This is a genomic window from Pseudohaliea sp. (assembly GCF_040217025.1).
GTDB lineage: Bacteria > Pseudomonadota > Gammaproteobacteria > Pseudomonadales > Halieaceae > Pseudohaliea.
Map to the genome: position 1 here is coordinate 1,070,774 of NZ_JAVJOA010000008.1, position 24,570 is coordinate 1,095,343.

Here is a 24,570-nt window from a genome sequence, read left to right on the forward strand (position 1 = left end):
GCAAGGGGGAAGGAACCATGGCAGCAAGGGACTTCGACCTGGTGCTATGGGGCGCCACGGGCTTCACCGGCCGTCTCGTCGCCGAGCACCTGGCCGCCCACTACGGCCACGGCGGCCGCTTGCGCTGGGCCCTCGGCGGCCGCAACCGCGACAAGCTGGAGGCGCTCGCCGCCGAACTGGCCGATGACAGCGGCACACCGGCGCTGCTCACCGGCGACAGTGACGACGACGCGAGCATGGCGTCCCTGGCCGGCCGTACGAAGGTCGTCTGCAGCACCGTGGGGCCCTACGCGCGCCACGGCACGCCCCTGGTCGCGGCCTGTGCCGATGCCGGCACCCACTACTGCGACCTCACCGGCGAGGTGCCCTGGGTGGCCATGACCATCGCGCGCTTCGGCGAGCGCGCTGCCGGGACCGGCGCCCGTATCGTGCACAGCTGCGGCTTCGATTCCATTCCCTCGGACCTCGGCACCTGGTTCGTGCAGCGGGAGATGCTGACCCGCCACGGCGTCGCGGGCGGCCGCGTGCGCGGCCGCGTGGGGCGCTCCCGGGGCGGCGCCAGCGGCGGCACCGTGGCCAGCCTCCTCGGCGTCATGGAAGAGGCGGGCCGGGACCGCAGCGTGCGCAAGCTCCTGGCCGACCCCTACAGCCTCAATCCACCGGGCGCGCCCCGGGGCCCGGACCGGAACGACAGCCTGCGTCCGCTCTATGACCCGGTATTCGAACAGTGGACCGGGCCCTTTGTCATGGCGGCGATCAACACCCGCGTGGTGCGCCGCAGCAATGCACTGCTCGACTTCCCCTGGGGGGAAGACTTTGCCTACGACGAGCGCCAGCTCTGCCGCTCGCGCGCCCAGGCCACGCTCCTGGCCGGCGCGCTCGGCGGCGGCATGGCGGCCATGGCCCTCTCGCCCACCCGCCGCCTCGCCGCGCACTTCCTTCCCTCCCCGGGGGAAGGCCCGGACGCCGACGAGCGCGAGAACGGCTTCTTCGAGCTGTTCCTGCACGCGGAGCACCCGGCGGAGCGCGGGCTGGACCTGCGTGCGCGGGTCAGCGGCGACCGCGACCCGGGCTACGGTGCAACGTCGCGCATGCTCGGCGAGGCGGCCGCCTGCCTGGCCCTCGACGACCTGCCCGTGGGCGGCGGCATATGGACGCCCGCCGCCGCCCTTGGCGATGCGCTGCTAACGCGCCTTCGCGACCGTGCCGGGCTTCGCTTCGACCTCGTCTGAGCGGACCGCCGCCGGCGCCAGGGCGCGGTGAGCGACCTCACCTTCAGCGGTGCCCTCCTGCCCGGGGCGGACCCGCGCCGGGCCCGGCTGCAGCTGACGGCGCTGTTCCGGCTGACGGACCCCGACGCGGTGGAGCCCTTCTTCCGGGGTGGCACGTTAACACTGCGCCGGGGGCTCACATCGGGCGAGGCCGAGCGGCTCTGCGAGCGCCTGCGCGCGGCGGGGCTGGACTGCGCGGTCACACACGAGCCCGAGTCGGAACTCGAACCGGAACCCGAGCCCGAACCCGAACCCGAACCCGAACCCGAACCCGAACCCGAACCCGAACCCGAACCCGAACCCGAACCCGAACCGGAGCCTGAGGCTGAACCGGAGCCCAAACCGGAGCCCAAACCGGAGCCGGAGCCGCAGCCAGAGCCAGAACCCGAGCCGGAACCTGAACCGGAGCCAGAGCCAGAACCCGAGCCGGAACCTGAACCGGAGCCCGAGCCCGAGCCTGAACCGGAACCTGAACCGGCCGCACCTGAGCCGGCCGCACCTGAGCCGGCCGCACCCAATCTCTTCCAGGTCCGGCCGGATGCACCGGCGGCGCTGAGCGACGAGGCCGTGCAGCTGCGCTGGCTGACGGCGCTGATCGCCAGTGCTCTCTTCGCCGCGGCTCTCACCGCCGCGATCATCGCCGGGCTGCGCGGATCGGCACCGGCACCGCTCGCGGGAGCGGCCGCGACCGGCGTGGACGGCGCCGGCCAGCTCTACCTGCTGACCCGCGATGCGGTGCTCCTACACGACCGTGCCGGTCACGATCTCCTCCGCCTCGACGCCGGGCGCCTCGGCCTCGCCGATCTCGCTCCGCCTTTCTTCGTCGGCCGCGACGGGTCCCTCGTGCTGCAGACCCGCGCTGGGGATAGCGGGCTGGCCCCGTGGCGCTGCGCGCCCGCGGGCGGCCCCTGCGAGCCGCTGCCCGTGGCCGGCCCGCTGCGGGCGGTGGCCGGCGGTCGGGGAGACGCGCTTCATGTCCTCGACAGCAGCGGCCTGGTCCTGATTGCCGAAGGCAGCGCCCGGGCGCAGGCCGCGCTCGATGCGGAATCGCCGGCGCCGCGGCTCGTGAACGAAGGCGGACTGCTCTACCTCGCCGCCGACGGGCCCCTGGTCGGCGTTCACCGGCCCGACCCGGCGAGCTACGGCGAACAGCTCGACGCGCTCCTGCTGCTACCCGCCGGGTTCACCACCGCGGCCGTGCGGGACCTCGCCTTCTTCGCGGACCAGTGGTGGGCCCTGCTCGAGAACGAGGCCGGCGCCGTGGCCCTGCACCGCTTCGACACGCGCTGGGGACACCTGGGTGCCGTGGTCCTGCCCACAGTGATCGACGCCCGGCGGCTGCAGCCCTGGGGCCGCCAGCTGCTCTTACTCGACCCCGAGCGACCGGAGCTCCAGCGGGTGGACGGCGAGGGGCGTGTCGGCGCGCCTTTCCGCTCGTCACTGTTCTCGGCGCTGGTGCGGGAGCAGCGCGAGACGCTCGCCTGGCGGTCGACGGCGTCGACCCTCTTGCGCTGCGCCCTGGCCGCGGCCCTCGGCGGTGCCCTGCTCGCCCTGCTGCTCGCGACCGATCGTCGCCGGCGGCAGGCCGACGCTCCGGCGCTGCGTCTCGACCGGGAGCTCGGGGCCTTCCTCTGGTTCCCGGCCCTGGCCGCCGCCCGGCGCCGGCGCGGGCGCCAGGCCATCGTGCTGGCAATCGCCGCCGGCGTGCTTGCCGCGGCCGCGGCGCTCGGCGGCCAGCCCGGCGTGGCATTTGCCGGCCTCTCGCTGGCGGCCCTCGCAAGCGGGGTCGCGGGCAGCTGCCTGGCCCCGGCGGGGCACGTTGGCATCGCCGGCCGGCGCCTGCTGGTCACGGACCACCGCGGAGTCTACCAGGGCGGTGCCGCCGACAGCTTCCGCCGCCGCGGACCTTTCCTGCTCCGCGGCGACGTGGTGCTGAGCCTGGGCACGGCGAGCCTGCCCGCCTTCCCGCCGTCCCTCCAAGCCGCGCTCACCCGCGCCGGTGCCGGTGCCGCGGACCCGCCCGGGGCCGGCACCGTCGCGGCGGCCCTGCTCCGCGCCCGCCACCCCCTGGCGCTCGGCCTTGCCGGTGCCGGCATCCTGGCCCTGGTCGGCCTCGCAGCGGCCGTCGCGTAGACGCTATACTGGCAGCTCTTCAACGGGCAGGAGCCAAGCTTGACGGCAGCGACCGACGCACAGCCGGCGGCACCCGGCGAACAGCCGGCCGTGGCGCTTTTCGTCACCTGCCTCGTGGACCTGTTCCGGCCGGAAGTGGGCTTCGCCACCCTGCGGCTGCTCGAGGACGCGGGGTGCCGCGTCTACGTGCCCCGGGCGCAGACCTGCTGTGGCCAGCCCGGCTACAACAACGGCGACTACGAGGGGGCCCGCGCCGTGGCCCGGGACGTGATCCGCACCTTCGAACAGGCCGAGTTCGTGGTCGTCCCCTCCGGCTCCTGCGCCGGTATGCTCATCCACCACTACCCGAAGCTCCTCGAGGGCGCCTGGCGCGAGCGGGCCCGGGCGCTGGCCGAGCGAACCTGGGAACTGACCGCCTTCCTCAGCGATGTGTTGAGCGACGTCCTGCCTGTGCGGCGGCGCGTGCCGGCTGCGCAGGCGCAGGCGGCCGTCGCCTACCACGACGGCTGTGCCGGCCTGCGCGAGCTCGGCATCCGCGAACAGCCGCGACGCCTGCTCGCCGAGAGCGGCATCGCGGTGCGGGAGCTGGAGCAGCCCGACGTGTGCTGCGGCTTCGGGGGCACCTTCTGCGCCAAGATGCCGGCCATCTCGGCCAAGATGGCCGACGACAAGCTCAAGGATGCGGTGGAGACCGGTGCCGACACGCTGGTGGCCGGCGACCTCGGCTGCCTGATCGCCCTCGCCGGTCGCGCGCGGCGGGAGGGGGTCGCGCTGTCTTTCCGCCACGTCGCGGAGCTGCTCGACGGCGAGCTCGAGGCGCCGCCGATCGGTGAGGAAACCCGGGGCTGATGGAGCAGCACAGCGCCGAATTCCTGGCTAATGCCGACGAGGCCCTCGCGGGCCGCGAACGCGCGCAGCTGCGCGAGGCCATGGGGCTGTTCGCTCCTGCCCTGCACAGCGCGGCGGCAAATGCCTACGGTGATTTCGACGCGCTGCGCGAGCACCTGCACGCGGTGCGCCGGCACACCCTGGACCACCTCGATGTCTACCTCGACCGCTACCTCGAGGCGGCGACGGAGAACGGCAACAGCGTGCACTTCGCGGAAACCCCGGATGAGATGAACCGCACCGTCGAGGCCATCTGCCGCCAGCACGGCGCGCGCCGGATCATCAAGGGCAAGTCCATGGTCACGGAGGAGAGCGCGCTCAACGACCACCTGACCGGCGCCGGCTTCGCGGTGCGCGAAACGGACCTCGGCGAATACATCATCCAGGAGGCGGGAGAGACGCCCAGTCACATCGTGGGCCCCGCCCTGCACAAGACCAAAGACGAGATACGCGAGCTGTTCCTGGCCCGCCACGACCTCGGCGAGCGCTCCCTGGAGAGCGCTGGCGAGATGGTCGGCGAGGCGCGGCAGGTGCTTCGCGAGGAGTTCCTCGGCGGCGAGGTCGGCATCATCGGCGCCAACGCGCTGGTCGCCGAGACGGGTTACTCGCTGCTGGTCACCAACGAAGGCAACGGCGACCTGTGCGCCAACCTGCCGCCGGTGCTTATCGTCTGTACGACGCTGGAACGCCTGCTGCCGCGCATGAGCGACGCCGCCGACCTGCTGCGCCTCCTCGCCCGCTCCGCGACGGGGCAGCCCGTGACCTGTTACACCAGCTTCTACTCCGGCCCGCGCCGCCCGGGGGACGCCGACGGCCCCGTGGAAACGCACATCGTGCTCTTGGACAACCGGCGCACGGAGATCCTGGCCAGCGACTACAGCGACATGCTGCAGTGCATCCGCTGCGGCGCCTGCCTGAACCACTGCCCGATTTACGTGGCTGCCGGCGGCCACGCCTACGGCTGGGTCTATCCCGGGCCCGTGGGCTCGGTGCTGACACCGCTGCTCACGTCCCTGGAGGAGAGCCACCTCCTGCCCAACGCCTGCACGGCCTGCGGCCGCTGCGCCGAAGTCTGCCCGGCCAACATCCCCCTGCCGGACCTGCTGCGGGACCTGCGCCAGGAGGAGCGCGAGCAGGCGCTATCGCCGGTGGGCTGGCGCCGCGGACTCGCCTTCCACGCCCGGCTGCTTCGCCATCCCTGGCTCTACCACCGGCTCACGGGCCTCGCCGCGCGGATGCTGGCGCTCGCGGCCCGCGGCCGCGGTGTGCTCAGCCGCGTGCCGTTCGCCGCCGGCTTTCTCAGCGAGCGGGACCTGCCCGCGCCCACCGGCGCGAGCTTCATGGCCCGTTACCGCGGACCGCACGGAGACGAGCGGTGAGCGACGAGGCGCGGGACCGCATTCTCGCCCGCGTGCGCGCCGCGAGCCGGCGGGCCGCCGAGAGCGAGGTTGACGCGGCGCTCGCCGCGCTCGGCCGGGGGCCGGCGCCGCGGCCGCTGCACGGGGACCCGCGCGTCACCCTGCTCGCCCGGCTGCTGCGCAACCAGGCCGCCGTGGACGCCGTCACCGACCGCACGGCCGCCGTCCGCGCCATCGGCGAGTTCCTCGGTGCGCGGCACGGCAGCCGCAAGCTGGTCGCCGGGCAGGACCCGCGGCTGGCCGCCCTGCCCTGGCGCGATGCCGGCCTCCTGCCGCGCTTCGGCGAGGTCGAGCCCGGGGACCTGGCGGCCGTGAGCTATGCCCGCCTCGCCATCGGCGAGACCGGCAGCGTGGTGCTGACCAGCGGCCGCGACAACCCGGGGCGGAACAATCTCCTGCCGGAGGATCACATCGTGCTGGTCAACGGCGAGGACGTGGTCGCCGGCCTCGACGACCTCTGGCCGGCGCTGCAGGCACGCCTCGGCGCCGAGCAGCGCCCGCGGAGCCTGCAGCTCATCTCCGGGCCCTCGAGCACCGCGGATATCGCGCTGGAAATGGTCTTCGGCGCGCACGGGCCGCGCGCGCTGCAGGTGGTGCTGGTGGCGAGAGATGCCCCGGACTGCCTGGCGGCAGCCCGGTCCCTGCCGGGCTAGCCCGCCTACCCGCCGAGCGGGGTATAGCTGAATTTCTGCCCGCCGAGGCTCGCCTCGTACATCAGGCCGCCCTTGGCGATGGTGAAGATTGCCATCCCCTTGCGGTAGCCGCCGTGGACCGTGGAGGCGTTGTGCTGGCCGCCACTGGCGCCGGCGGACGCGCCGCCGCCGGTGGAGGCTTCCGCGGAGACGCCGGCGGTGATCGCCACTGCCGTCGCCTGGGCGCTGAACTCGAAGTTGCCGGAGGTGAACATCTCGAAGGCGCGCTGGTCCTCGAAGAAGATGATCTGGCTGTAGGCCTGGCCGCCGAGCTGGAAGCCGACGGTGACCTGCGTCATGGTCGTATCGCCGACATACTCGCCCTGCGCATACACCCGGCCCTTGCCGTGTGCGCCGCCGATGCCGATGCCGCCCTTGCCGATGGTCGGGAACAGCGCGTAGCCGTAAGCCGATGCGAAGAATGCATCGGTTTCACCCGCGCGCTCGAAGGCGTCCAGGGCCTCGGCGTACTTGTCGTCCGCCAGGGCGGCGGTGCCGAAGCTGACGCCAAGGCAGAGCATCAGGGTGGTTAATAACGTTCTGGTCATGGTGGTTCCTCTCGGGGAAGGGGCTGGGACGCCCTGCGGGCCCATCGAGTGTACGCCAGTGGCCGCAGCGCCGCTATCCCGGCGCCGGCGCGGGAAACGCTTCAACCGGTGTTGCGCATACCGGCGGCAATGCCGGCAATGGTGACCATGACCGCGCGCCGGAGGAGCGGGTCGCCGCCGGCCTCGGCGCCGCCCTGGCCGCCGGCGGCCTCGCGGCTGCGCTCGAGAAGCTCGGCCTGCAGATAATTGAGCGGGTCCGTGTAGACGTTGCGCAGGCCGATGGACTGGCGCGCCCAGGGCTGCGCCTCCAGCGGGACGCCGACGCCGCGCAGGGCGAGCACGGTCCCGCGGTCCGCCGCCATGGCCTCGCGCAGGCGCTCGCCGATCGGCGTCAGCGCCGCCGGCACGAGGTGGCTGTCGTAGTAGGCCGAGATACCGCTGTCGGCCTTCGCATAGACCATCTCCAGCATGGACAGGCGGGTGGCGAAGAAAGGCCAGTCCCGGGCCATGGTCGCGATGACCTCGCCATCACCCGCCTCTACCGCCGCTGCCAGGGCCGCCCCGGCACCCAGCCAGGCCGGCAGCATGAGCCGGTTCTGCGACCAGGCGAAGATCCAGGGAATGGCGCGCAGCGTCTCGATACCCCCACCGCCCGCACGGCGCGCGGGGCGCGACCCGAGGGGCAGCGAGGCGAGCTCCTGCTCCGGGGTGGCGTGGCGGAAATAGGCGACGAAGTCCGGGTCGTCACGCACCACGGCGCGGTAGCGGCGGCAGGAATCCTCGGCCAGCCGGCCCATGACCTCGCGCCAGGCCGGCTCGGGCATCGGCGGTGTCACCAGGTTGGCGCGGCAGATCGCGCTGGTGTAGAGCGCCAGCGTGCGCACCGCGAGCGGCGCCAGACCCAGCTTGACGCGGATCATCTCCCCCTGCTCCGTGACCCGCAACCCGTTCTCTAGCGAGCCCGGCGGCTGTGACAGCAGGGCGTCGAAGGCGGGGGCGCCGCCGCGGCCGATGGTGCCGCCGCGGCCGTGGAAGAGCGTGAGCGCAATACCCTGGCGCTCGCAAAGCCCCAGCAACGCCTCCTGGGCGCGGTACTGGGCCCAGGAGGCGGCGAGCACGCCGGCGTCCTTGGCGGAGTCGGAATAGCCGATCATCACCATGAGCCGCCCGTCACAGTGGCCGCGGTACCAGGGCTCGGCGAGCAGCGCCTCCACCACCTGCGGCGCGCGGTCGAGGTCGTCGAGGGTCTCGAACAGCGGCGCCACCGGCAGCGGGTGGCGGCAGCCCGCCTCGCGCAGGATCAGGTGCACGGCGAGCACGTCGGAGGCATTGCGTGCCATGGATATGACGTAGGCGCCAAGCGCTTCCGGCGGCTGCGCCGCCGCCACCCGGCAGGTCGCCAGCACCTCGGCCGCCTCCGCGCTGGGCTCCCAGTCCGTCGGCACCAGGGGCCGGCGGCTCGCCAGCTCCGTGAGCAGGAAGGCCCGCCGGGCGTTCTCATCCCACTCTGCGTAGTCGCCGAGGCCGAGGTAGCGGGTCAGCTCCGAGAGCAGGCCCGTGTGCCGGGCGCTGTCCTGCCGGAGATCCAGGCGCACGAGGTGAACGCCGAAGCAGCGCACCCGGCGCAGCAGGTCGAGCAGTTTGCCCTCGGCGACGATGGCCATGCCCGAGGCACAGAGGGAGCGGTGGCAGGCGAGCAGCGGCTCCAGCAGCTCCCCCTCCGTCAGCAGGGCGCCGTCGGCCGGCTCGCCCTCGCCACCCTTTCCGCCGCGAGCGTCGAGGCGCACCTCGAGCGCGACCAGCGCCTGCCGCAGCCGCTGCCGGAGCCGGCGCAGCTCGCCCCGGTAGGGCTCGTTGGCGCCGGGGTTGCGCGCGCGCAGCGCCTCGTCCGCACCGGTCATGGAGAGCTCCTCGATGAGCTCCTCCACCGCGCGCAGGTACAGGTCGGCGGCCTGCCAGCGGCCGAGGAGCAGGACCTCCGCGGTCACCGCGGCGGTCACGTTCGGGTTGCCGTCCCGGTCACCGCCCATCCAAGACAGGAAACGCACCGGCGCTGCATCCAGGGGCAGCCCCTCGCCGCAGGCCTTCTGCCGGGCGGCATCGAGGCGGCGCAGGAACTCCGGGACCGCGTGCCAGAGCGAGTCCTCGACCACGGCAAAACCCCACTTCGCCTCGTCGACCGGCGTCGGCCGCTCGGCCCTGAACTCGTCGCCGAACCAGACCTGGGTCAGCAGCTCGCGCAGGCGGCGCTGGATAGCGCCGCGCTCCGAGTCCGTGAGGCCGCCGAGCTCGAGCTGCGACAGGCAGCGGCCGATTTCCCGGTGCTTGTGGATCAGCGTACGCCGCATGATCTCGGTGGGGTGCGCGGTGAGCACCAGCTCGATGGAGAGGCGATCGATGCGCTCGCCCAGCGCGGCAGCGGGAACACCGGCGGCGTCGAGATCGTCGACCATCTCGCGCAGCATGGTCGTCGCCGACGCGGTGGCCGCCATCTGCCGCGAGCTGGCGTACTGCTGCTCGGCGATGTTGGCGAGGTTCAGGAACTGCGCAAAGGTGCGGGCCACCGCCAGCATGCGCTCCGGCGACAACCCGTGCAGGAGCGCGAGCAGGCCCTCGCGGGCCCCGGCCTCGCCCTCCCGCGCCGCCCGGGAACGCTGGCGGATGTCCTCGATGAGGGCGAGGAACGCCTCGCCCTCTGCCTCGGCCACCACCTCCCCGAGGAGGCTGCCAAGCATGCTGACGTTGCGCCGCAGCCCGGCATAGGGGTCGTCGTCGCTCACCCGGTCCAGCCCGCGATCCTCCTGAGCAGGTCGACGACCCGACAGCTGTAGCCCCACTCGTTGTCGTACCAGTTGAGCACACGCAGGTAGCGCCCGTTGGTCACCGACGTGAAGCCGGCGTCGAAGACCGAGGAGTGGCTGTTGCCGATGATGTCAGAGGACACCAGGGGACGTTCGCTGTACTGCAGGATGCCCTGGAGCCGCTCGGTCCGCGAGGCCGCGAGAACGGCGCGGTTCACTTCGTCCGCCGTCACCGTCCGCGACAGCTTGACGAAGAGATCCACGACCGAGCCATCTGACACCGGCACCCGCGAGGCGATGCCGTCGAGAAGCCCGTTCAGCTCCGGCAGCACGACACCCACGGCCTTGGCCGCGCCGGTGGACGTGGGGATGATGTTCTCCGCAGCTGCCCGGCTGCGCCGCCAGTCCGAGTGCGGGACGTCGGCGAGGCGCTGGTCATTGGTGTAGGCGTGGACGGTATTGATAACGCCCTCGAGGATGCCGAACTCCTCGTGCAGGACCTTTGCCATGGGCGCCAGGCAGTTGGTGGTGCAGCTCGCGTTGGAGATGGTGCGGTGCTCGGGCTTCAGGCCCTCGTCATTGACGCCGAGGACGACCGTGTAGTCGATGGCATCCTTGGCCGGGACCGTGAGCACCACCCGCCCGGCACCGGCGTCGATGTGCTGCTGGAGCTGTGCCGCGCTGCGGAAAACCCCGGTGGATTCCACCACGACGTCGATACCGAGCTCGCCCCAGGGCAGCGCAGCGGGATCGCGTTCGCTGAGCATGCGCACGCGGCTCTTGTCGGTAACGATGTGATCGTCCTCGAGCGACAGCGGCCCGCGGAAGGGCCCCATCACCGTGTCGTACTGGAGCAGGTAGCGCAGCGCCTCGTGGTCGAAGAGGTCGTTGATGGCGACCACGTCCACCCCCTCCACGGTTTCGAGGATGCGGAACACCGAGCGGCCGATGCGCCCGAAGCCATTGATTGCAACTTTCAAGGCTGCCATCACGCCACCTCCGTCACTTCACCCAGGTCCCCGTAGAGCCGCGCCACTTCCAGCATGCGCTTGGCATGGCCGCGGTTCTCGTACCAGGACAGGGTCTTGATGAAGTGTTCGCCGGCACGCAGCGTCCCCTGGCTGTCGAAGAGCAGAGACAGTTCGCTGCCGAGCACGTCCGAGGAGACGATGGGATCGTCGACCACACCGATGCGCCCCGGCTGGGCTTCTGCCCCGGCGCGCATGGCCGCGTTCACGTCCTCGGCGGTGACCGAGGCGTCCTCCATGACCAGGGTCACGTCGAGGAGGGACCCCGCCTGCACCGGCACGTTGAGCGTCGACGTGTTGATCTTGCCGGCGAAGGCCGGCAGCACATGGCCGAGCCAGCGGCCGGCGTCATGGGCATTGGGGATGATATTGCGGGCCGCGGACCGGCTGCGCCGGTAGTCGCCGCCGGCGTAGTCCTGCAGCGCCTGGTCGGACGTGTAGGCGTGGACCGTGGTCAGGCTGCCGCACTCGATGACGAACTCCTTCGCCAGCGTGTGCAGCAGCAGGCAGAGCGCCGTGGTCGTCGCCGAGCCGGCGGAAATGAGCCGGTCTGAGGGGTCGATGCTGTCGTCGTTGATACCCGGTATGACGATGCGGTCGATCTCGTCCTCGGGCAGCGAGCGCAGCATCACCCGGGGGGCGCCGCCCGCGAGGTGGTGCCGCAGGACTTCGGCGCTGCGGTAGACGCCGGTGGCATCGATCACCAGGTCGACGCCGAAGATATCCCAGGGCATCTCCCCGGGCTGGTCCGTGGACATCAGCCGGGCGCGGCTGCGCGGGCCGCAGACGAAGTTGCCCTCGAGGTGGTACTGCTCCGGCGCATCGACCTCCGAGCGCAGCAGGTAGAGCAGGATATCGGGCCTGCCGATGTCCGCGATGGCAACGATCTCGATATCCTCGCTGGCCGAACTGAGGTCAAAAAGCTGCCGGCCCGTGCGACCGAAGCCCATGAGCCCCAGGCGCAGCGGCCTTGAGCTGTTCATCTCGCTTTCTCCCGTGAGGTTTGCTGTGTCGGCCGCGGCGGTAATAGCCGCAGACCGCCAATCCAGTGTTGCATCGGATCGGGCACAGCGCAAACGCCGCGCGCCAGGCGATGCAGAAACCCTACGATCCGTGTGGCCGCGGGCTCATGGCGCGGCGGGCGAATCCGCCGCGACGGGTGGCGCGTAAATCACGGGACGAACAAGGAGATACACCATGGAAGCTACCGCCCTGACCCCCCGCGCACCGGTCGACCACGGCCTGTCTCCGGAGGCCCTTGCCGTACGCTCAGCCCTTGAAAGTGCGGGCCTGGAAACCCCCATGGTGCCCACAGGCCTGACCCGGGACGAGAAATATGCGCGGCTGCGCGCCGCCTTCACGGAGGTGGCCGAGACCCTCGGGCTGGACCTCGGCGACGACAGCCTGGCGGAGACACCGCACCGGATCGCGAAGATGTACCTGGACGAAAGCTTTGCAGGGCTCGATTACCGCAGCTTCCCGAGCATTTCCGTCATCGAGAACAAGATGCAGGTGGACGAGGTCGTGCGCGTCGACGACATCCAGCTGACCAGCACCTGCGAACACCACTTCGTCACCATCGACGGCAGTGCCCGGGTGGCCTACCTGCCGCGGGAACGGATCATCGGCCTGTCGAAGATCAACCGGGTGGTGCGCTTCTTCGCCCGCCGTCCCCAGGTGCAGGAGCGGCTGACCCGGCAGGTCCTCGTGGCCCTGCAGACCCTCCTCGACACGCCGGACGTGGCCGTGAGCATCGATGCGGTGCACTACTGCGTGAAAGCGCGGGGTGTCATGGACGGCACGTCCTCCACCCACACCACTGCCATGGACGGCGCCTTCCGCCGGGATCCGGCGCTTCGGGCCGAGTTCCTGCGCCCCTAGGGCCCCCGGCCCCGGAAAGGCGCGTCAGGCCCGCGCTGCGCGCGCCAGCCAGCGATCGAGGCAGCCGGCAAAGCGCTGCTTGTCGGCGGCGCCGAGCGCCGCCGGCCCCCCGGTCACCTGGCCGGCATCGCGCAGCGTAGCCATGAAGTCCCGCATGGCCAGCCGGCCGCGGATATTGTCCGTCGTGAAAGCCTCGCCCCGGGGACTGACTGCCTCCGCGCCGCGCTCGATGACTGCCGCGGCGAGGGGAATATCCTGGGTGACCACGAGGTCGCCCGCCACCACCGCGGCGACGATCGCATCGTCGGCCACGTCAAAGCCCCCTGGAACCTGGCGGAAGCGGATGTTGGGGTCGGGCGGCACGCTCAGGGCATGATTCGCCAGCAGCGTCGTCTCCACCCCGGTGCGCCGGGCGGCGCGGAACAGGATCTCGCGGATCGCCTGCGGGCAGGCGTCCGCGTCCACCCAGATGCGCACGGCCGGCTCAGTGCCAGTGTACGAGGAGCTGGCCCGTCTCCGCGGACTCGCGCGCCAGCCGCTCGGCCAGCTCGCCGAAGCGCTCGTCGATCTTCTCGCGGCGGATCTTGAGCGTCGGCGTGAGCACCTCGTTCTCGATGCTCCAGGCCTCCTCGCTGACGATCACCGCACCGATACGGGCGTGCTTCTCCACGCTCTCGTTGATCGCGGCGACCGTCTCGCGGAAGGACTGCTCCAGCGCCTCCCGCGGCCTCTGCCGGGCGTCCTCGGTGAGCACGGCCACCATGACGGTCTTGGAGAAGCCCCTGCCGAGCAGGCACTGCTGCTCCGCGTGGGGGTTCTCCGCGAAGCTGCCCTCGATCGGCGGCGGCGCCACGAACTTGCCCTGGATGGTCTTGAAGTAGTCCTTCACGCGTCCGGTCAGGTAGATGAAGCCGTCCTCGTCCACCCGGGCCTTGTCGCCGGTGTGCAGCCAGCCGTCCTGGATGAGCTCGGCGGTTTTCTCGGGCATGCGGTAGTAGCCGGGGGTACACCCCTCCGCTCGCACAGCCAGCTCACCCTCCTCGGTGATCTTGTACTCCACCTCGCCGATGGGCTTGCCGATGGAACCGACGCGGCGGTCATCGTGGCTGTTGAGGATCAGCCCCATGGCCTCGGTCTGGCCGAAGCCCTCCATGAGCACCAGGCCGAGCTCCCCCCACCAGTGAATGAGCGCCGGCGGTGTCGGCGCCGCCGCCGTGAGGCAATAGTCCACCTCTCCAAGACCGATCGTGTCGAGCACCAGTTTGCCGATGCCTTCCTTGTCCTGTTCCAGCGCCGCCGTCATGGCGTCCTGGCCGCCGAACTTGGCGATGATGGCCTGCTGGAACTGCTCCCAGACCCGCGGCGGGCCGAAAAACATGTGCGGCCGCGTGCGCTGCAGGTCGCGGAGGATGTGCTCCAGGGACTCGTTGAAGGATACCTCGCCGCAGGTGACCAGGGACGAATACTCGACGATCTGCCGCTCGGCGATGTGCGCCAGCGGCAGGTAGGAGAGATAGCGGGGGTTCTCCCGGGTGCCGAAGGCCGTGGTGAAGCGGCGGATGGGAATCAGGTTGCTCTCGTGGGTCTGGATGACCCCCTTGGGCACGCCCGTGGTGCCCGAGGTGAACACCAGGGCCACCATGTCGTCGGGCTTGCACTCGTAGCCGGGGCTGCGTCCCTCGCCCTCGGCGAGCAGGTCTTCCCAGCGCAGGTGCGGCTCGTCGAGCTCGACGCCCGGCAGGGTCACCAGGGTGATCCCTTCGGGCAGGACGGTCTTCACCGCTTCCCAGTTGCCGGTTTCGCCCACGAAGAGCACCTTCGCCTCGGTGAAGTCCAGCACGTACTGCGCCGTGGACGCCGGGTAGGTCGTGAACAGCGCGACGCTGGTGTTGCCGGAGGCGATGATGGCGAGGTCGGCGAGGAACCAGTGCGGCCGGTTGCGCGACAGCAGCGCCATGCAGTTGCCACTGCCGAAGCGCTCTTCGAGCACGGCGGCCACGGCCTGCACCTGCCGCTGGGCCTCACCCCAGCTGTAGTCTTCGCTGCCCTCTTCCCGCAGGTCGCGCAGCCAGGTGCGCTCCGGGCACTCGCGAGCCCAGTGGGCAAGCTGCGCGGGCAGGGTCTGGTAGTCCATGGGTCTCTCCTTTTCTTATGGTCGAGCTGTCTGTGTTCGGGCCAATCCGCAACACGCCGCCAACCGGCGCACTGTCAATGCAATTCCAGGGCGCGCTGGCCGGCCCCCGCGGGGGTGCCGCGCTGCTCGAGGCCGGTGCCGCCCTGGTCCGGGCGATGCGGCAGGTTTTGCGCGGCGGGCATGGGCAGCAGGTTGCTCGCCCCCCAGCCGTGCTGCGGCAGGGGCCGCAGCAGGTCGTCCACATCCACCAGCGGCGCCACGCCGAGGAGCGGCTGCACCGCAGCACCGCCGCCGACGTCGTTGTCCCACTGCACCCGCGACGCGCTCGCCACCCGGTGCCCGTGGTCAAAGGATAGCAGCAGGAAATCGCCGTCGACGCGGGCGTCACCCCAGTCGACGGTCAGGGCATCGGCGCCGAGAAAGCCGAGGCTGATACCTACCCCGGACTCGGCGATGCGCCAGTGCTCCCAGCCCATCACGAAACCGGCCGGCGTCGCCGAGAGGCGCTGCGGCGGCCCGAGCTCGGCGAGGACCGCCGCAAGGGTACGCCCCCCGGCGTCGCGCTCGTAGGCCGCCGGCAGCGGCTCACCGAGCTGGTAGAAAGCCTGGGAGCAGGCCGTGAGGCCGGCGAGGAGCAAGGCGAGCGGGAGCCGGCGGATGCCGTCAGTCATCGTCCGAGGGCCGCAGCCAGGTCGAGTAATCGGTGAGGCGGTCATCGGCGTCGAAGAAGAAAATGGCACGGTCGTAGCGCGTGTCGACCTCGAAGCGGTTGTAGAGCACCAGCAGGAGCCCTTCACCCTCGGCGTGCTCGTTCAGGTAGTAGAGCACCGTTTCGTCGCCGCTGGCGATGACCTGCGAGGGCGGACCCAGCCGCGCCAGCACGTCGGCCCGCGTTGTCTCGCCCCGCGACAGGCCCGCGAGCGCCGAGGGCTGCCAGTTCACCTCCACACCGCGGTCGTTGCGGTACTGCGCGCAGCCGGCAAGCAACGCCACCAGCGTAAGCAGGAGCGCGGGTTGAAGGCGTCGAAACATCGGCTGTCTACCTCTCTCGAGAGCAGTGAGCATACGGGACGGGACCGGCGCAGGGAAGCGGGCTCACCAGGGAATCGGCTCCCCGGCGTAGTCGACGAAATGCAGCTCGCCATCGGCACGGGCAGCGTCCATGCGCGCGAGGAGTGCGTCGGCTACCCACGCCGGCGAGAACAGCCTGTCTGCCCGCACCCGCGCCTGGAAAGGCTTTGACAGCGGGGTGTCGGTGGTGCCCGGGTGGAAGGCCAGCAGCGCCACGTTCGGGGCCCGGCGGCCGAGCTCCACGGCGGCGGAGCGCAGCAGCATGTTGAGCGCCGCCTTGGAGGCGCGGTAGCCGTACCAGCCGCCGAGGTGGTTGTCGCCGATGCTGCCGACACGGGCGCTCAGCACGGCCACGGCTGCCGCCTCGCTGCGCCGCAACGCCGGCTCCAGCGCGGCGAGCCACAACAGCGGCAGCACGGCATTGACCTGGTACAGGTGCCCGAGCGTCCCGGCCGAAAGCTCGCGCAGGGACTTCTCGGGCCGGTACCCCTCGCCGTGCAGCGTGCCCGTGGCGATCACTACCCGCGCCAGCGGCAGCTCCGCGCTGGCACCGGCAACCTCCGCGGCGGCATCGGTGATTGCCGTCTCCTCCGCAGCGCAAGCCAGCCACTGCACGTTGTCGCGACCCGCCAGGGCCGGCGGCGCCGAAGGCTGCCGGCTCACCGCAATGACCTGACGGTAGCGCTTGGCGAGGGCCTCCGCCGCCGCGCTGCCGATGCCGCCGCCGGCGCCGATGACCAGGGCTGTGTTCGGGTGCTGTTCCATCGCTTTGCGTACGCGGGACCGGGCGCGGCGGATGCCTTCTCGGCGGGCGTTTTCTGCGGGCATTTTCAAGCGGCCACGCCATGCTATCCTCACGCCGCCCGAGGAGGAACCAGCATGACCGACAACACCGCGACCGCCCACCCGCCCTTCCGTCCCGCCGACGTGCTCGACCCGCGCGTCATGGGCGACGAGGCGAGCATGTACGCCCTTTTCGACTACCTGCGCAGCACCGATCCCGTGTCCTGGGTGGAACACCCGGAGTACCGCCCGTTCTGGAACCTCACGCGCTACGCCGACGTGAAGGAAATCGGCAGCGCCAACGACGAGTTCCTGAGCGCCCCGCGCACCGTGCTGGTACCGGAGGCAATGGAGCAGGCCCTGCTCGAGACCTTCGGCAACAAGAACGGCCTGGAGACGCTGATCCACATGGACCGGCCCAAGCACCTCAAGCTGCGCAAGGTGACCCGCGAATGGTTCCTGCCGCGCAGCATCGCCAAGCTCGAGGCGGAGGTGCGGGCGCTGGCCAAGGAATTTGTCGACAAGATGGTCGAGGAGGGTCCGGAATGCGACTTCGTGCGCGACGTGGCACTGCTGCTGCCGCTGCGCGTGATCGTTTCCATCCTCGGCCTGCCGCGGGAGGCGGAGCCGACCATGCTCAAGCTGACCCAGGAGATGTTCGGCGGCCAGGACCCTTCGCTGCAGCGGGGGGAAGACCCCACCGCCGGTCTCGCGGTCATCCAGGACTTCACGGACTACTTCACCGAGGTCATCGCCGAGCGCAAGCGCGCGCCCTCCGATGACCTCGCCAGCGTGCTTGCGAACGCGACCGTGGACGGCGAGCCCATGGAGACGCTGGACCAGATGAGCTACTTCATCATCACTGCCAGCGCCGGTCACGACACCACCTCTGCAGCCATCGGCGGCGGCATGAAGGCGCTCATCGAGCACCCGGACCAGCTCGCCCTCTGGCGGGACCGGCCCGACCTCGACGACCGCGCCGCCCGGGAGTTGATCCGCTGGGTGTCGCCGGTGCGGCACATGGTGCGCACCGCGACCCGCGAGCTGGAACTCGGCGGCAGGACCATTCGCGAGGGCGACAACCTCGCCCTCTGGTACCCGGCCGCCAACCGCGACCCGGAAGCCTTCGACCAGCCCAACCGCCTCGACATCACCCGTGACCCGAAACAGCAGCTCGCCTTCGGCTACGGCTCGCACATGTGCCTCGGCCAGCACCTGGCCACGCTCGAGGTATCCTGCTTCTTCCGCGAACTGCTGCCGAGGCTCGAGGAGATCGAACTGGCCGGTGACCCGGAGTGGATAAGGGCGATCTTCGTCGGCGGCCTGCGCTCCCTGCCGGTGCGCTACCGGCTGCGCTAATTGCCGGACAGGACACTAGCCGCCACGGCTCACCGCTGCACGGCGGGCCGGGTTACAGGTGGCGGCGCACTGCCACCACGTCCGGCTCGTCGCGGCTGTAGACGAGGCGGAAACCGAGCCCCTCGCAGAGGCGCAGCATGCGCCGGTTCGACGCCAGCACCTCCCCCTCCATCACCTCGAGACCGCGGTCCCGGGCGGCATTCATAAGCTGCTGCATGAGCCGCCGGCCCATGCCCTGGTGCTGCAGGTCGTCGGCCACGGTGAGCGCGAACTCGCAGGACTGGCCGTCCGGGTTCGCGACGTAGCGGGCCACGCCGATGATCCGCGGATCGGGGCCGTCGGGGCAGGCGATGGCCACGAGGGCCAGTTCGCGGTCGTAGTCGATCTGCGTGAAGCGGGCGAGCATCATCGGCGACAGCTTGTCGACCCGGTACATGAAGCGGTAGTAGCGGCTTTCGGGAGACAACCCCTCGACGAAGGCGCGCTCCATCTCCGCGTCCTCCGGGCGGATCGGCCGGACGAGGAGATCGCTGCCGTCGGCGAGCTGCCAGTGTTCGGCCATGGCCGACGGGTAGGGATGGATGGCCATGTGGCCATAGCGCCGGGTGCTGGCCTGCCGCGTGTGCACCGTCATGCGCGCGTCCAGGGCGACGGCGCCCTCGCTGCCCAGGCGCACGGGATTCATGGTCAGCTCGATCACCTCCGGCAGCTCGCAGGCGAGCTCCGAGACGCGCATCAGCATGGCGATCAACGAGTCCTCATCGGCCTCGCTGAAGGTGCCGGCCGGCGCGCCGTCCAGCGCCCGGCGCACCAGCTCGCGGGCCAGGAAACCGTTCAGCGGCGGCAGTGCCACCTGCAGCCCGGGCATGAGCGACAGGCCGTCGCGGGCCGCCCCGATGCCGATGTAGGGGCCGAAGGCCGGGTCCCGGGCGAGCACCACGGCCACTTCCCGGGGATCGTCGGCCTCGAGCAGCGGCTCGACGGAGATCCCGTTGATGCGCGCATCGGGGCGCGCCGCCTTCACCCGCGAGATGATGTCCCGGTAGGCGCTGCGCACCTCGTGGGCATCGCGCACGCGCAGCCGCACGCCGCCGACGGCGGCCTTGCGCGGGATGTCGGGCGAGTTGACCTTCATTGCCACGGGCAGACCGAGGGTCTCGGCGGCCACCAGCGCATCGGCCGGTGAGGAGGCGTTGATCGCCGGCGACACCGGCACGCGGAACGCGCGCAGCACCGCCTTCGCTTCCGTTGCCGTCAGCGCCTCCCGGCGCTCGCCGAGGGCGTTCTCGATCATCAGCCGCGCGCCCTCGCTATCCGGCGGCTGCTGCTCGGAGAGCGGCGGCGGCACCTGCAGCAGCACCGCCTGGTTGCGCCGGTAGGCGGCGATATAGGCGAAGGCGTCGACGCCGCGCTCCGGGCTGGTGAAGTGCGGCAGCCGCGCCCCGGCGAGCAGCTCGCGGGAACGGGCGACCAGGTCTTCGCCCATCCAGCAGGCCACCACCGGCTTGCGCGCCCCCTTCGCGGTCTCGATCACGGCCTGCGCGCAGGCGTCCGGGTCGGTCATGCCCTGGGGCGTGAGCAGCACCAGGAGCTCGTCGACACCGGGGTCATCGAGGAGTGCCTTGCAGGCGGCGGCGTAGCGCTCGGGCCCGGCGTCACCGAGGAGGTCGAGGGGGTTCTCCGGCTGCCAGTGCGTCGGCATGAGCGAGCGCAGTGCGGCGTGGGTGCCCGCAGTCGGCTGAGCCAGGGTGACGCCACGGCGCCGCGCCCGGTCCGCCGCCATGCGGCCCGGCCCCCCGGCATTGGTGACCACGGCCAGGTGCTGGCCGGTAATGCGCGTCCCCGCCAAGAGCGTGCGCGCCGCCGTGAACAGCTGGTGCACCGTGTTCACGCGCACGGCGCCGGCCCGCTCGATGGCGGCATCGAAGACGCGGTCGCTCAGCTTGCCCGGCGCGTCCTCGTTGCGGCCGGACTTGAGCACGATGACCGGCTTCACCCGCGCGGTCATGCGCAGGCCGCTGAGGAACGCGCGGGCGTCGGTGATCCGCTCGACGTAGACGAGCACGCTGTGCGTGGAAGCATCCACGGACAGGAAGTCGAGCAGATCACCGAAATCCACGTCCGAGGCGGCCCCCGGCGAGGCGACTGCGGAAAACCCGAAGTCGTTCGAGTCGGCCCAGTCCAGCAGTGCGTTGCAGAAGCCGACGGACTGCGCCAGCAGCGCCACCTTGCCGGGCTGGCTGCGGCTCTTGGCAAAGCTGGCATTGAAGTGCCATGCCGGGCGCAGCACGCCCAGGCTGTTGGGGCCGAGAAGCGGCAGGTCGTGGGTGCGCGCAATGTCCACGAGCTCGGCCTGCAGGCCGGCGCCGGCGGAGCCGATCTCGCCGAAGCCCGCGGACATGACGATGGCCGCACCGACACCGCTCTCGGCGCAGTCGCGCAGGGCGGCGGCGACGCTCGCCGCGGGGATGGCGAGGATCGCCAGGTCCACCGGGCGGCTGATCGCCGAGACCTTCGCCCAGGCGCTGCGACCCTGCACGGCCTCCCGGTTCGGATTGACCGGGTAGAGCTCGCCCTCGAAGCCCCCCTCGATGATGTTGTGCAGCACCCGGCCGCCGACGGCGTCGAGGCGGTCCGAGGCGCCGATGACAGCCACGGAGCGGGGCTCGAAGAGCTTGTGCAGGTAGTGTTTCTTCAAGGTGCGGATTCCGGGGAGAGGCGGGCCCGGGATCGTGCAAGGCCCCGGCTTTTGCGGGAGAATAGTGCCACAGTTGCAGCGGGGGTCGCCATGACCATCGGTTACATTACGCACCCGGATTGTCTCCGCCACGACATGGGCCTGCACCCGGAATGCCCGGCCCGCCTGACCGCCATCAATGACCGGCTCATCGCCAGCGGTGTCGACATGGCGCTGGTGCACTACGACGCGCCCCTCGCCGAGCGCGCCTGGCTGGAACGGGTGCACGACTCCGCCTACCTCGACGACCTGGAGGCGCGCTCACCGCAGGGCGGCCTCGCCTGGGTGGACGGCGACACGGCGATGAACCCGGACACGCTCACCGCGGCCCGGCGGGCGGCCGGTGCGGCCGCCCTCGCCGTCGACCTCGTCATGTCGGGCAAGGAGACACGGGTGTTCTGTGCCGTGCGCCCGCCGGGGCACCACGCCGAGCGCAACCGCGCCATGGGCTTCTGCTTCTACAACAACGTGGCCGTCGCCGCCCTGCACGCGCTCGAGGCTCACGGCCTGTCCCGCGTCGCCATCGTCGACTTCGATGTCCACCACGGCAACGGCACCGAGCACATCGTCGCCGGCGACCAGCGCCTGCTGTTCTGCTCGACCTTCCAGCACCCGTTCTACCCGCACTCCGGCTATGACAGCATCGACAGCAACGTGGTCAACGCCCCGCTGCCCGCCGGCGCGGACGGCGCGGCCTTTGCAGCCGCCGTGGAGGCGGACTGGCTGCCCAGGCTGCGCGCCTTCGCGCCGGAGCTGGTCCTGGTTTCTGCCGGTTTCGACGCCCACCAGGCCGATGACATGGCCGGCCTGAACCTGGTCGACAGTGACTACGCCTGGGTGACCGGGGAACTGTGCGCCATCGCGGCACAGAGCGCGGGCGGGCGCATCATCTCTCTCCTCGAGGGCGGCTACGACCTGCACGCCCTCGCGCGCAGCGTGGAAGCCCACCTCAAGGCGATGCTCGGCTAGTGCCCCGCCCCTATCAGGCGTCCGCGCTGGCCAGCGCCTGCCAGAGCGCGCGGACGGCCGGTGACGGTTCGCCGAGCGCTTCGGCCGCCTCCGCCGGCGCCGCGGCGACCCAGCTCTCCGGCGGGCGCCACTCCCGGCGCCAGGCCAGGAGTGCTTCCGGCGACAGGCCCGGGGCAATGGCGAAGCCCTGGGCGTAGCGGCAGCCCAGGCCCAGCAGCACATCGCCCTGGGCGATTGATTCTACGCCCTCGGCGACCAGCTCCCTGCCGAAGGCCCGGGCCATGCCGACGATGGCGCTCAGCATCGCGAAGTCGTTGTCGCCTTTGAAGAGGTCGCGCACAAAGCGACGGTCGATCTTCAGGCGCTGTGCCGAGAGGTCCTTCAGGTGCGAGAGGGAGGAGTAGCCGGTGCCGAAATCGTCGAGCGCAAAGCGCACGCCGAGGGGCTCGCAGGCGGCCATGACCTCCTGCAGCTGCTCGCGCTCGGCGAGGGCCGAGCTCTCGAGGATCTCGAGGGTCAGGGCGCAGTCGCCGTTATCCAGCTCGTGCTCCTCGAGCAATTCGCGAAGACCGGCGGTGAAGTCCGAGCGGCTTAGCTGGGCGCTGGTCACGTTGACGGCCACGGCGATGGGCTCGCCGGCCGCGCGCCAGCTCGCCACCTGCGCCACCGCCTGGCGCAGCACCCAGTCGCCCACGCGGCGCGCCAGCGGATGACCCTGCAGCATCGGCAGGAACTCCTCCGCCCCGAGGAGCCGGTCCTCCCGCTGCCAGCGCAGCAACGCCTCCACGGCCAGCAGCTGCCCGCTCTGCATGTCCACGATCGGCTGGTAGCACAGCGTGAACTGCCCCTGGTCCAGGGCGCGGCCGATCTCCTCGAGGTAGGCACGCAGGCGCGCATCCTGGTGCCGGTCGTAGAGGCGGTAGCTGTTCTTGCCCGCGTTCTTGGCCTGGTACATGGCCTGGTCCGCCTGCCGCAGCAGCCGCTCGGCGTCTGCGGAATTGCCGCGGGCGAAGAAGCTCAGGCCGGCGCTGGCGGAAAGGGAGACGCGCTGATCGCCGATCGCCAGGGGCTCCGCGAGCTTGCCCAGCAGCCGCTCCACGAGCAGCAGGCACTCCTTGCGGCTGTTCAGGTCCACCAGCACGATCACGAACTCGTCTCCGCCCACGCGGGCCACCGTGTCGCCGCGCCGCACGCTGGCCTGCATGACCTTGCTCACGCTGGCGAGGGCGCGGTCGCCGGTGGCGTGGCCGTGGCGGTCGTTGACGGCCTTGAAGCCGTCCAGGTCGAGGTAGAGCACCGCCAGCTCGGTATCGCGTCGCTCCGCCGCGGCCATGGCCTGCTCCAGGCGGTCGGCGAGGAGGGCCCGGTTCGGCAGCCCCGTCACGCTGTCGAAATGGGCCGTGCGCTGCAGCTGCTCCCGGCGCCGGTACTCGTCGGTGATATCCCGGGCGATGGCGAACAGACCCTCCGTAGCGCGGTCTCTGTCACCCTGGCCGTCACCGTCACCCTCCCCGACGATCGGCCAGCGGCTGACGGACATCCAGCCCGGCGTACCGTCCTCCCGGGTCATGGGCTGGATCTCGTTGAGCAGGGGCTCGCCGGTGCGCAGGATCCTGGCTTCCTGTTCCGCCGTGTGCCGGGCCGTTTCCGCATCGAACAGGTCCGCCTCGGTCATGCCGACCAGGGACCGCCAGTCGTCATGGCCGGTAAGCCGGGCGAGGCTCGCGCTGCAGAAGACGAGACGCCCCCCGGCGTCCTTGAACAGCACGAGGTCACTGGTCTTGTCGAGGAAGATGAGGAAATTCTTGTTCAGCTCGGCCAGGTGCCGCCGCTCATCATCGAGTTCGGCGAGCGCGGCCTGCCGGGAGCGGTAGGCCGCGCGCACGGCCCGGTTCGCACGCAACAGGCCGGCGGCGAGCGCGAGCACGAGCAGGAAGGCCGCGCCCAGCGCGAGCAGCTCCCAGCGATACTGGCGCAGCACGTCATCGAGACGCAGGACCTCCGCCTCCTCGTAGGGCGGCAGGCGGAGCGCCCGGGCCGCCGCGTCCACGGTGCCGTAATCGCCGGGCAGGCCGATGCCGGCCGCGTAGCCCGTGGCTGCGGGAACCGCCAGCGGCTGCGCGCGCAGCAGCGAGCCGAAGGCCAGGCGGACCACCGCGGCATCCACATGCGGCAGCGCCGCCACCGCCCACTGCGGGTAGAGTGGCGTCGAGTTGAGGAAGGGAAAACCGGGCTCGTCGCGCTGGCCGAGGACGCGCACGGACGCCTCGTCCAGCAGGCCGCCGGCACGGAAGTACTCGTAGTTGGCGCTGCGCAGGAACGCCGCGTCCACCTCACCCGCGCGCAGGGCGGCCAGCGCCTCCGGCTGCGTGGCGTAATCCACCATGATCAGCGAGGCGGCCGGTACGCCCGCCTCGGCGAGGGCCGCCAGGGGCGCCAGGTAGCCCCCCGTGTCGCTCCTTCCCAGCGTAGCCAAGCGCTTGCCGGCCAGGTCCGCGAGCGACGCGAGGTCCTCGCGCGCGCTGTTGACCAGCACCAAGCCACCGACCCGGTGTACTTCCGTGCCGTCGGCGCGGCGCACGTAGACCGAGGCAAAGGCCGGCGGCAGGTCGGTGCGCGCGCGCAGCAGCAGGTAGTGGTAGGGGTTGGTAACCACGAGGTCGATCTCGCCCGCGGCCACGGCCGCCTCGAGGGCCGGGCCCCGCAGGAACAGGAAGCGGAGGGCGAAGGGCGCGCCGGTATGCTCGAGGGCGCTCATGAGCGGCGCCATGGCGAGGCGCGCGGAGCGGGCCGGCCCGAGTTCGTAGATGCCGACCGTGAGGGGCATGGACTCGGCGAGTACCGGCCGCGGAGCAGC

Annotated in this window: 19 protein-coding genes; 8 read left to right on the forward strand and 11 right to left on the reverse strand. The window is 71.3% G+C overall.

Annotation, left to right across the window (positions count from 1 at the left end; all coding sequences use genetic code 11):
* Positions 1 to 17 precede the first annotated feature (17 nt).
* From RKE50_RS09095 to RKE50_RS09115, 5 genes are read left to right on the forward strand one after another with little or no spacing between them, the layout of a single operon-like run.
* Complete coding sequence (locus RKE50_RS09095) at positions 18 to 1,232, forward strand: saccharopine dehydrogenase family protein (RefSeq protein WP_350036021.1); 1,215 nt, start codon at positions 18 to 20, stop codon at positions 1,230 to 1,232.
* Between the two features lie 27 nt (positions 1,233 to 1,259).
* Positions 1,260 to 3,404 carry a hypothetical protein gene (locus RKE50_RS09100; protein ID WP_350036023.1) on the forward strand — a complete coding sequence of 715 codons (2,145 nt, stop codon included), beginning with the start codon at positions 1,260 to 1,262 and terminating at the stop codon, positions 3,402 to 3,404.
* A 39-nt stretch (positions 3,405 to 3,443) separates the two neighbouring features.
* Entirely contained in the window at positions 3,444 to 4,253 is an 810-nt protein-coding gene (locus tag RKE50_RS09105) for a (Fe-S)-binding protein (RefSeq protein WP_350036025.1), read from the forward strand.
* Entirely contained in the window at positions 4,253 to 5,671 is a 1,419-nt protein-coding gene (locus RKE50_RS09110) for a lactate utilization protein B (protein WP_350036027.1), read from the forward strand. The genes RKE50_RS09105 and RKE50_RS09110 overlap by 1 nt, the downstream gene beginning before the upstream one ends.
* The gene (locus tag RKE50_RS09115; RefSeq protein ID WP_350036029.1) at positions 5,668 to 6,363 is read left to right on the forward strand and encodes a LutC/YkgG family protein; all 696 of its coding nucleotides are present in this window, start codon (positions 5,668 to 5,670) and stop codon (positions 6,361 to 6,363) included. Before RKE50_RS09110 ends, RKE50_RS09115 begins: the two co-directional genes overlap by 4 nt.
* Positions 6,364 to 6,368: 5 nt before the next feature.
* Here RKE50_RS09115 and RKE50_RS09120 read toward each other — a convergent pair whose 3' ends face one another.
* The 4 genes from RKE50_RS09120 to RKE50_RS09135 all read right to left on the reverse strand — a co-directional run bounded on the left by RKE50_RS09120 (position 6,369) and on the right by RKE50_RS09135 (position 11,762).
* Positions 6,369 to 6,950, reverse strand: a complete 582-nt coding sequence (locus tag RKE50_RS09120; RefSeq protein WP_350036031.1) for a YSC84-related protein — start codon at positions 6,948 to 6,950, stop codon at positions 6,369 to 6,371.
* Positions 6,951 to 7,051: 101 nt separating this feature from the next.
* The gene (ppc, locus tag RKE50_RS09125) at positions 7,052 to 9,730 is read right to left on the reverse strand and encodes a phosphoenolpyruvate carboxylase (RefSeq protein WP_350036033.1); all 2,679 of its coding nucleotides are present in this window, start codon (positions 9,728 to 9,730) and stop codon (positions 7,052 to 7,054) included.
* Complete coding sequence (gene gap, locus RKE50_RS09130) at positions 9,727 to 10,740, reverse strand: type I glyceraldehyde-3-phosphate dehydrogenase (RefSeq protein WP_350036035.1); 1,014 nt, start codon at positions 10,738 to 10,740, stop codon at positions 9,727 to 9,729. The genes ppc and gap overlap by 4 nt, the downstream gene beginning before the upstream one ends.
* Positions 10,740 to 11,762 (reverse strand): type I glyceraldehyde-3-phosphate dehydrogenase, encoded by a 1,023-nt coding sequence (locus RKE50_RS09135; RefSeq protein WP_350036037.1) that lies wholly within the window; start codon positions 11,760 to 11,762, stop codon positions 10,740 to 10,742. The genes gap and RKE50_RS09135 overlap by 1 nt, the downstream gene beginning before the upstream one ends.
* 214 nt (positions 11,763 to 11,976) lie before the next feature.
* Here RKE50_RS09135 and folE point away from each other — a divergent pair, with 214 nt between their 5' ends.
* A complete protein-coding gene (folE, locus tag RKE50_RS09140; RefSeq protein WP_350036039.1) occupies positions 11,977 to 12,660 on the forward strand; it encodes a GTP cyclohydrolase I FolE in 684 nt (227 codons plus the stop codon).
* Between the two features lie 24 nt (positions 12,661 to 12,684).
* Here folE and RKE50_RS09145 read toward each other — a convergent pair whose 3' ends face one another.
* The 5 genes from RKE50_RS09145 to RKE50_RS09165 form a co-directional block, all read right to left on the reverse strand.
* Positions 12,685 to 13,137, reverse strand: a complete 453-nt coding sequence (locus RKE50_RS09145) for a YaiI/YqxD family protein (RefSeq protein WP_350036041.1) — start codon at positions 13,135 to 13,137, stop codon at positions 12,685 to 12,687.
* A 7-nt stretch (positions 13,138 to 13,144) separates the two neighbouring features.
* Positions 13,145 to 14,794, reverse strand: coding sequence for an AMP-binding protein (locus tag RKE50_RS09150; protein WP_350036043.1), 1,650 nt, complete (start codon positions 14,792 to 14,794; stop codon positions 13,145 to 13,147).
* Between the two features lie 74 nt (positions 14,795 to 14,868).
* A complete protein-coding gene (locus tag RKE50_RS09155) occupies positions 14,869 to 15,465 on the reverse strand; it encodes a hypothetical protein (protein WP_350036045.1) in 597 nt (198 codons plus the stop codon).
* On the reverse strand, positions 15,458 to 15,826 hold the full coding sequence (locus RKE50_RS09160; protein WP_350036047.1) for a hypothetical protein: 369 nt from the start codon (positions 15,824 to 15,826) through the stop codon (positions 15,458 to 15,460). The genes RKE50_RS09155 and RKE50_RS09160 overlap by 8 nt, the downstream gene beginning before the upstream one ends.
* A gap of 63 nt (positions 15,827 to 15,889) precedes the next feature.
* A complete protein-coding gene (locus tag RKE50_RS09165) occupies positions 15,890 to 16,630 on the reverse strand; it encodes an SDR family NAD(P)-dependent oxidoreductase (RefSeq protein WP_350036049.1) in 741 nt (246 codons plus the stop codon).
* Between the two features lie 114 nt (positions 16,631 to 16,744).
* On the opposite strand from RKE50_RS09165, the gene RKE50_RS09170 reads away from it, so the two are divergent.
* On the forward strand, positions 16,745 to 18,007 hold the full coding sequence (locus tag RKE50_RS09170) for a cytochrome P450 (protein ID WP_350036051.1): 1,263 nt from the start codon (positions 16,745 to 16,747) through the stop codon (positions 18,005 to 18,007).
* 52 nt (positions 18,008 to 18,059) lie between these two features.
* Here the strand turns inward: RKE50_RS09170 and RKE50_RS09175 are convergent, their stop codons facing one another.
* Entirely contained in the window at positions 18,060 to 20,705 is a 2,646-nt protein-coding gene (locus tag RKE50_RS09175) for a bifunctional acetate--CoA ligase family protein/GNAT family N-acetyltransferase (protein WP_350036053.1), read from the reverse strand.
* A gap of 90 nt (positions 20,706 to 20,795) precedes the next feature.
* Between RKE50_RS09175 and RKE50_RS09180 the strand changes: the two genes are divergently transcribed.
* A complete protein-coding gene (locus RKE50_RS09180) occupies positions 20,796 to 21,713 on the forward strand; it encodes a histone deacetylase family protein (protein ID WP_350036055.1) in 918 nt (305 codons plus the stop codon).
* A 13-nt stretch (positions 21,714 to 21,726) separates the two neighbouring features.
* Here RKE50_RS09180 and RKE50_RS09185 read toward each other — a convergent pair whose 3' ends face one another.
* Positions 21,727 to 24,540, reverse strand: coding sequence for an EAL domain-containing protein (locus tag RKE50_RS09185; RefSeq protein WP_350036057.1), 2,814 nt, complete (start codon positions 24,538 to 24,540; stop codon positions 21,727 to 21,729).
* Between the last annotated feature and the right edge of the window lie 30 nt (positions 24,541 to 24,570).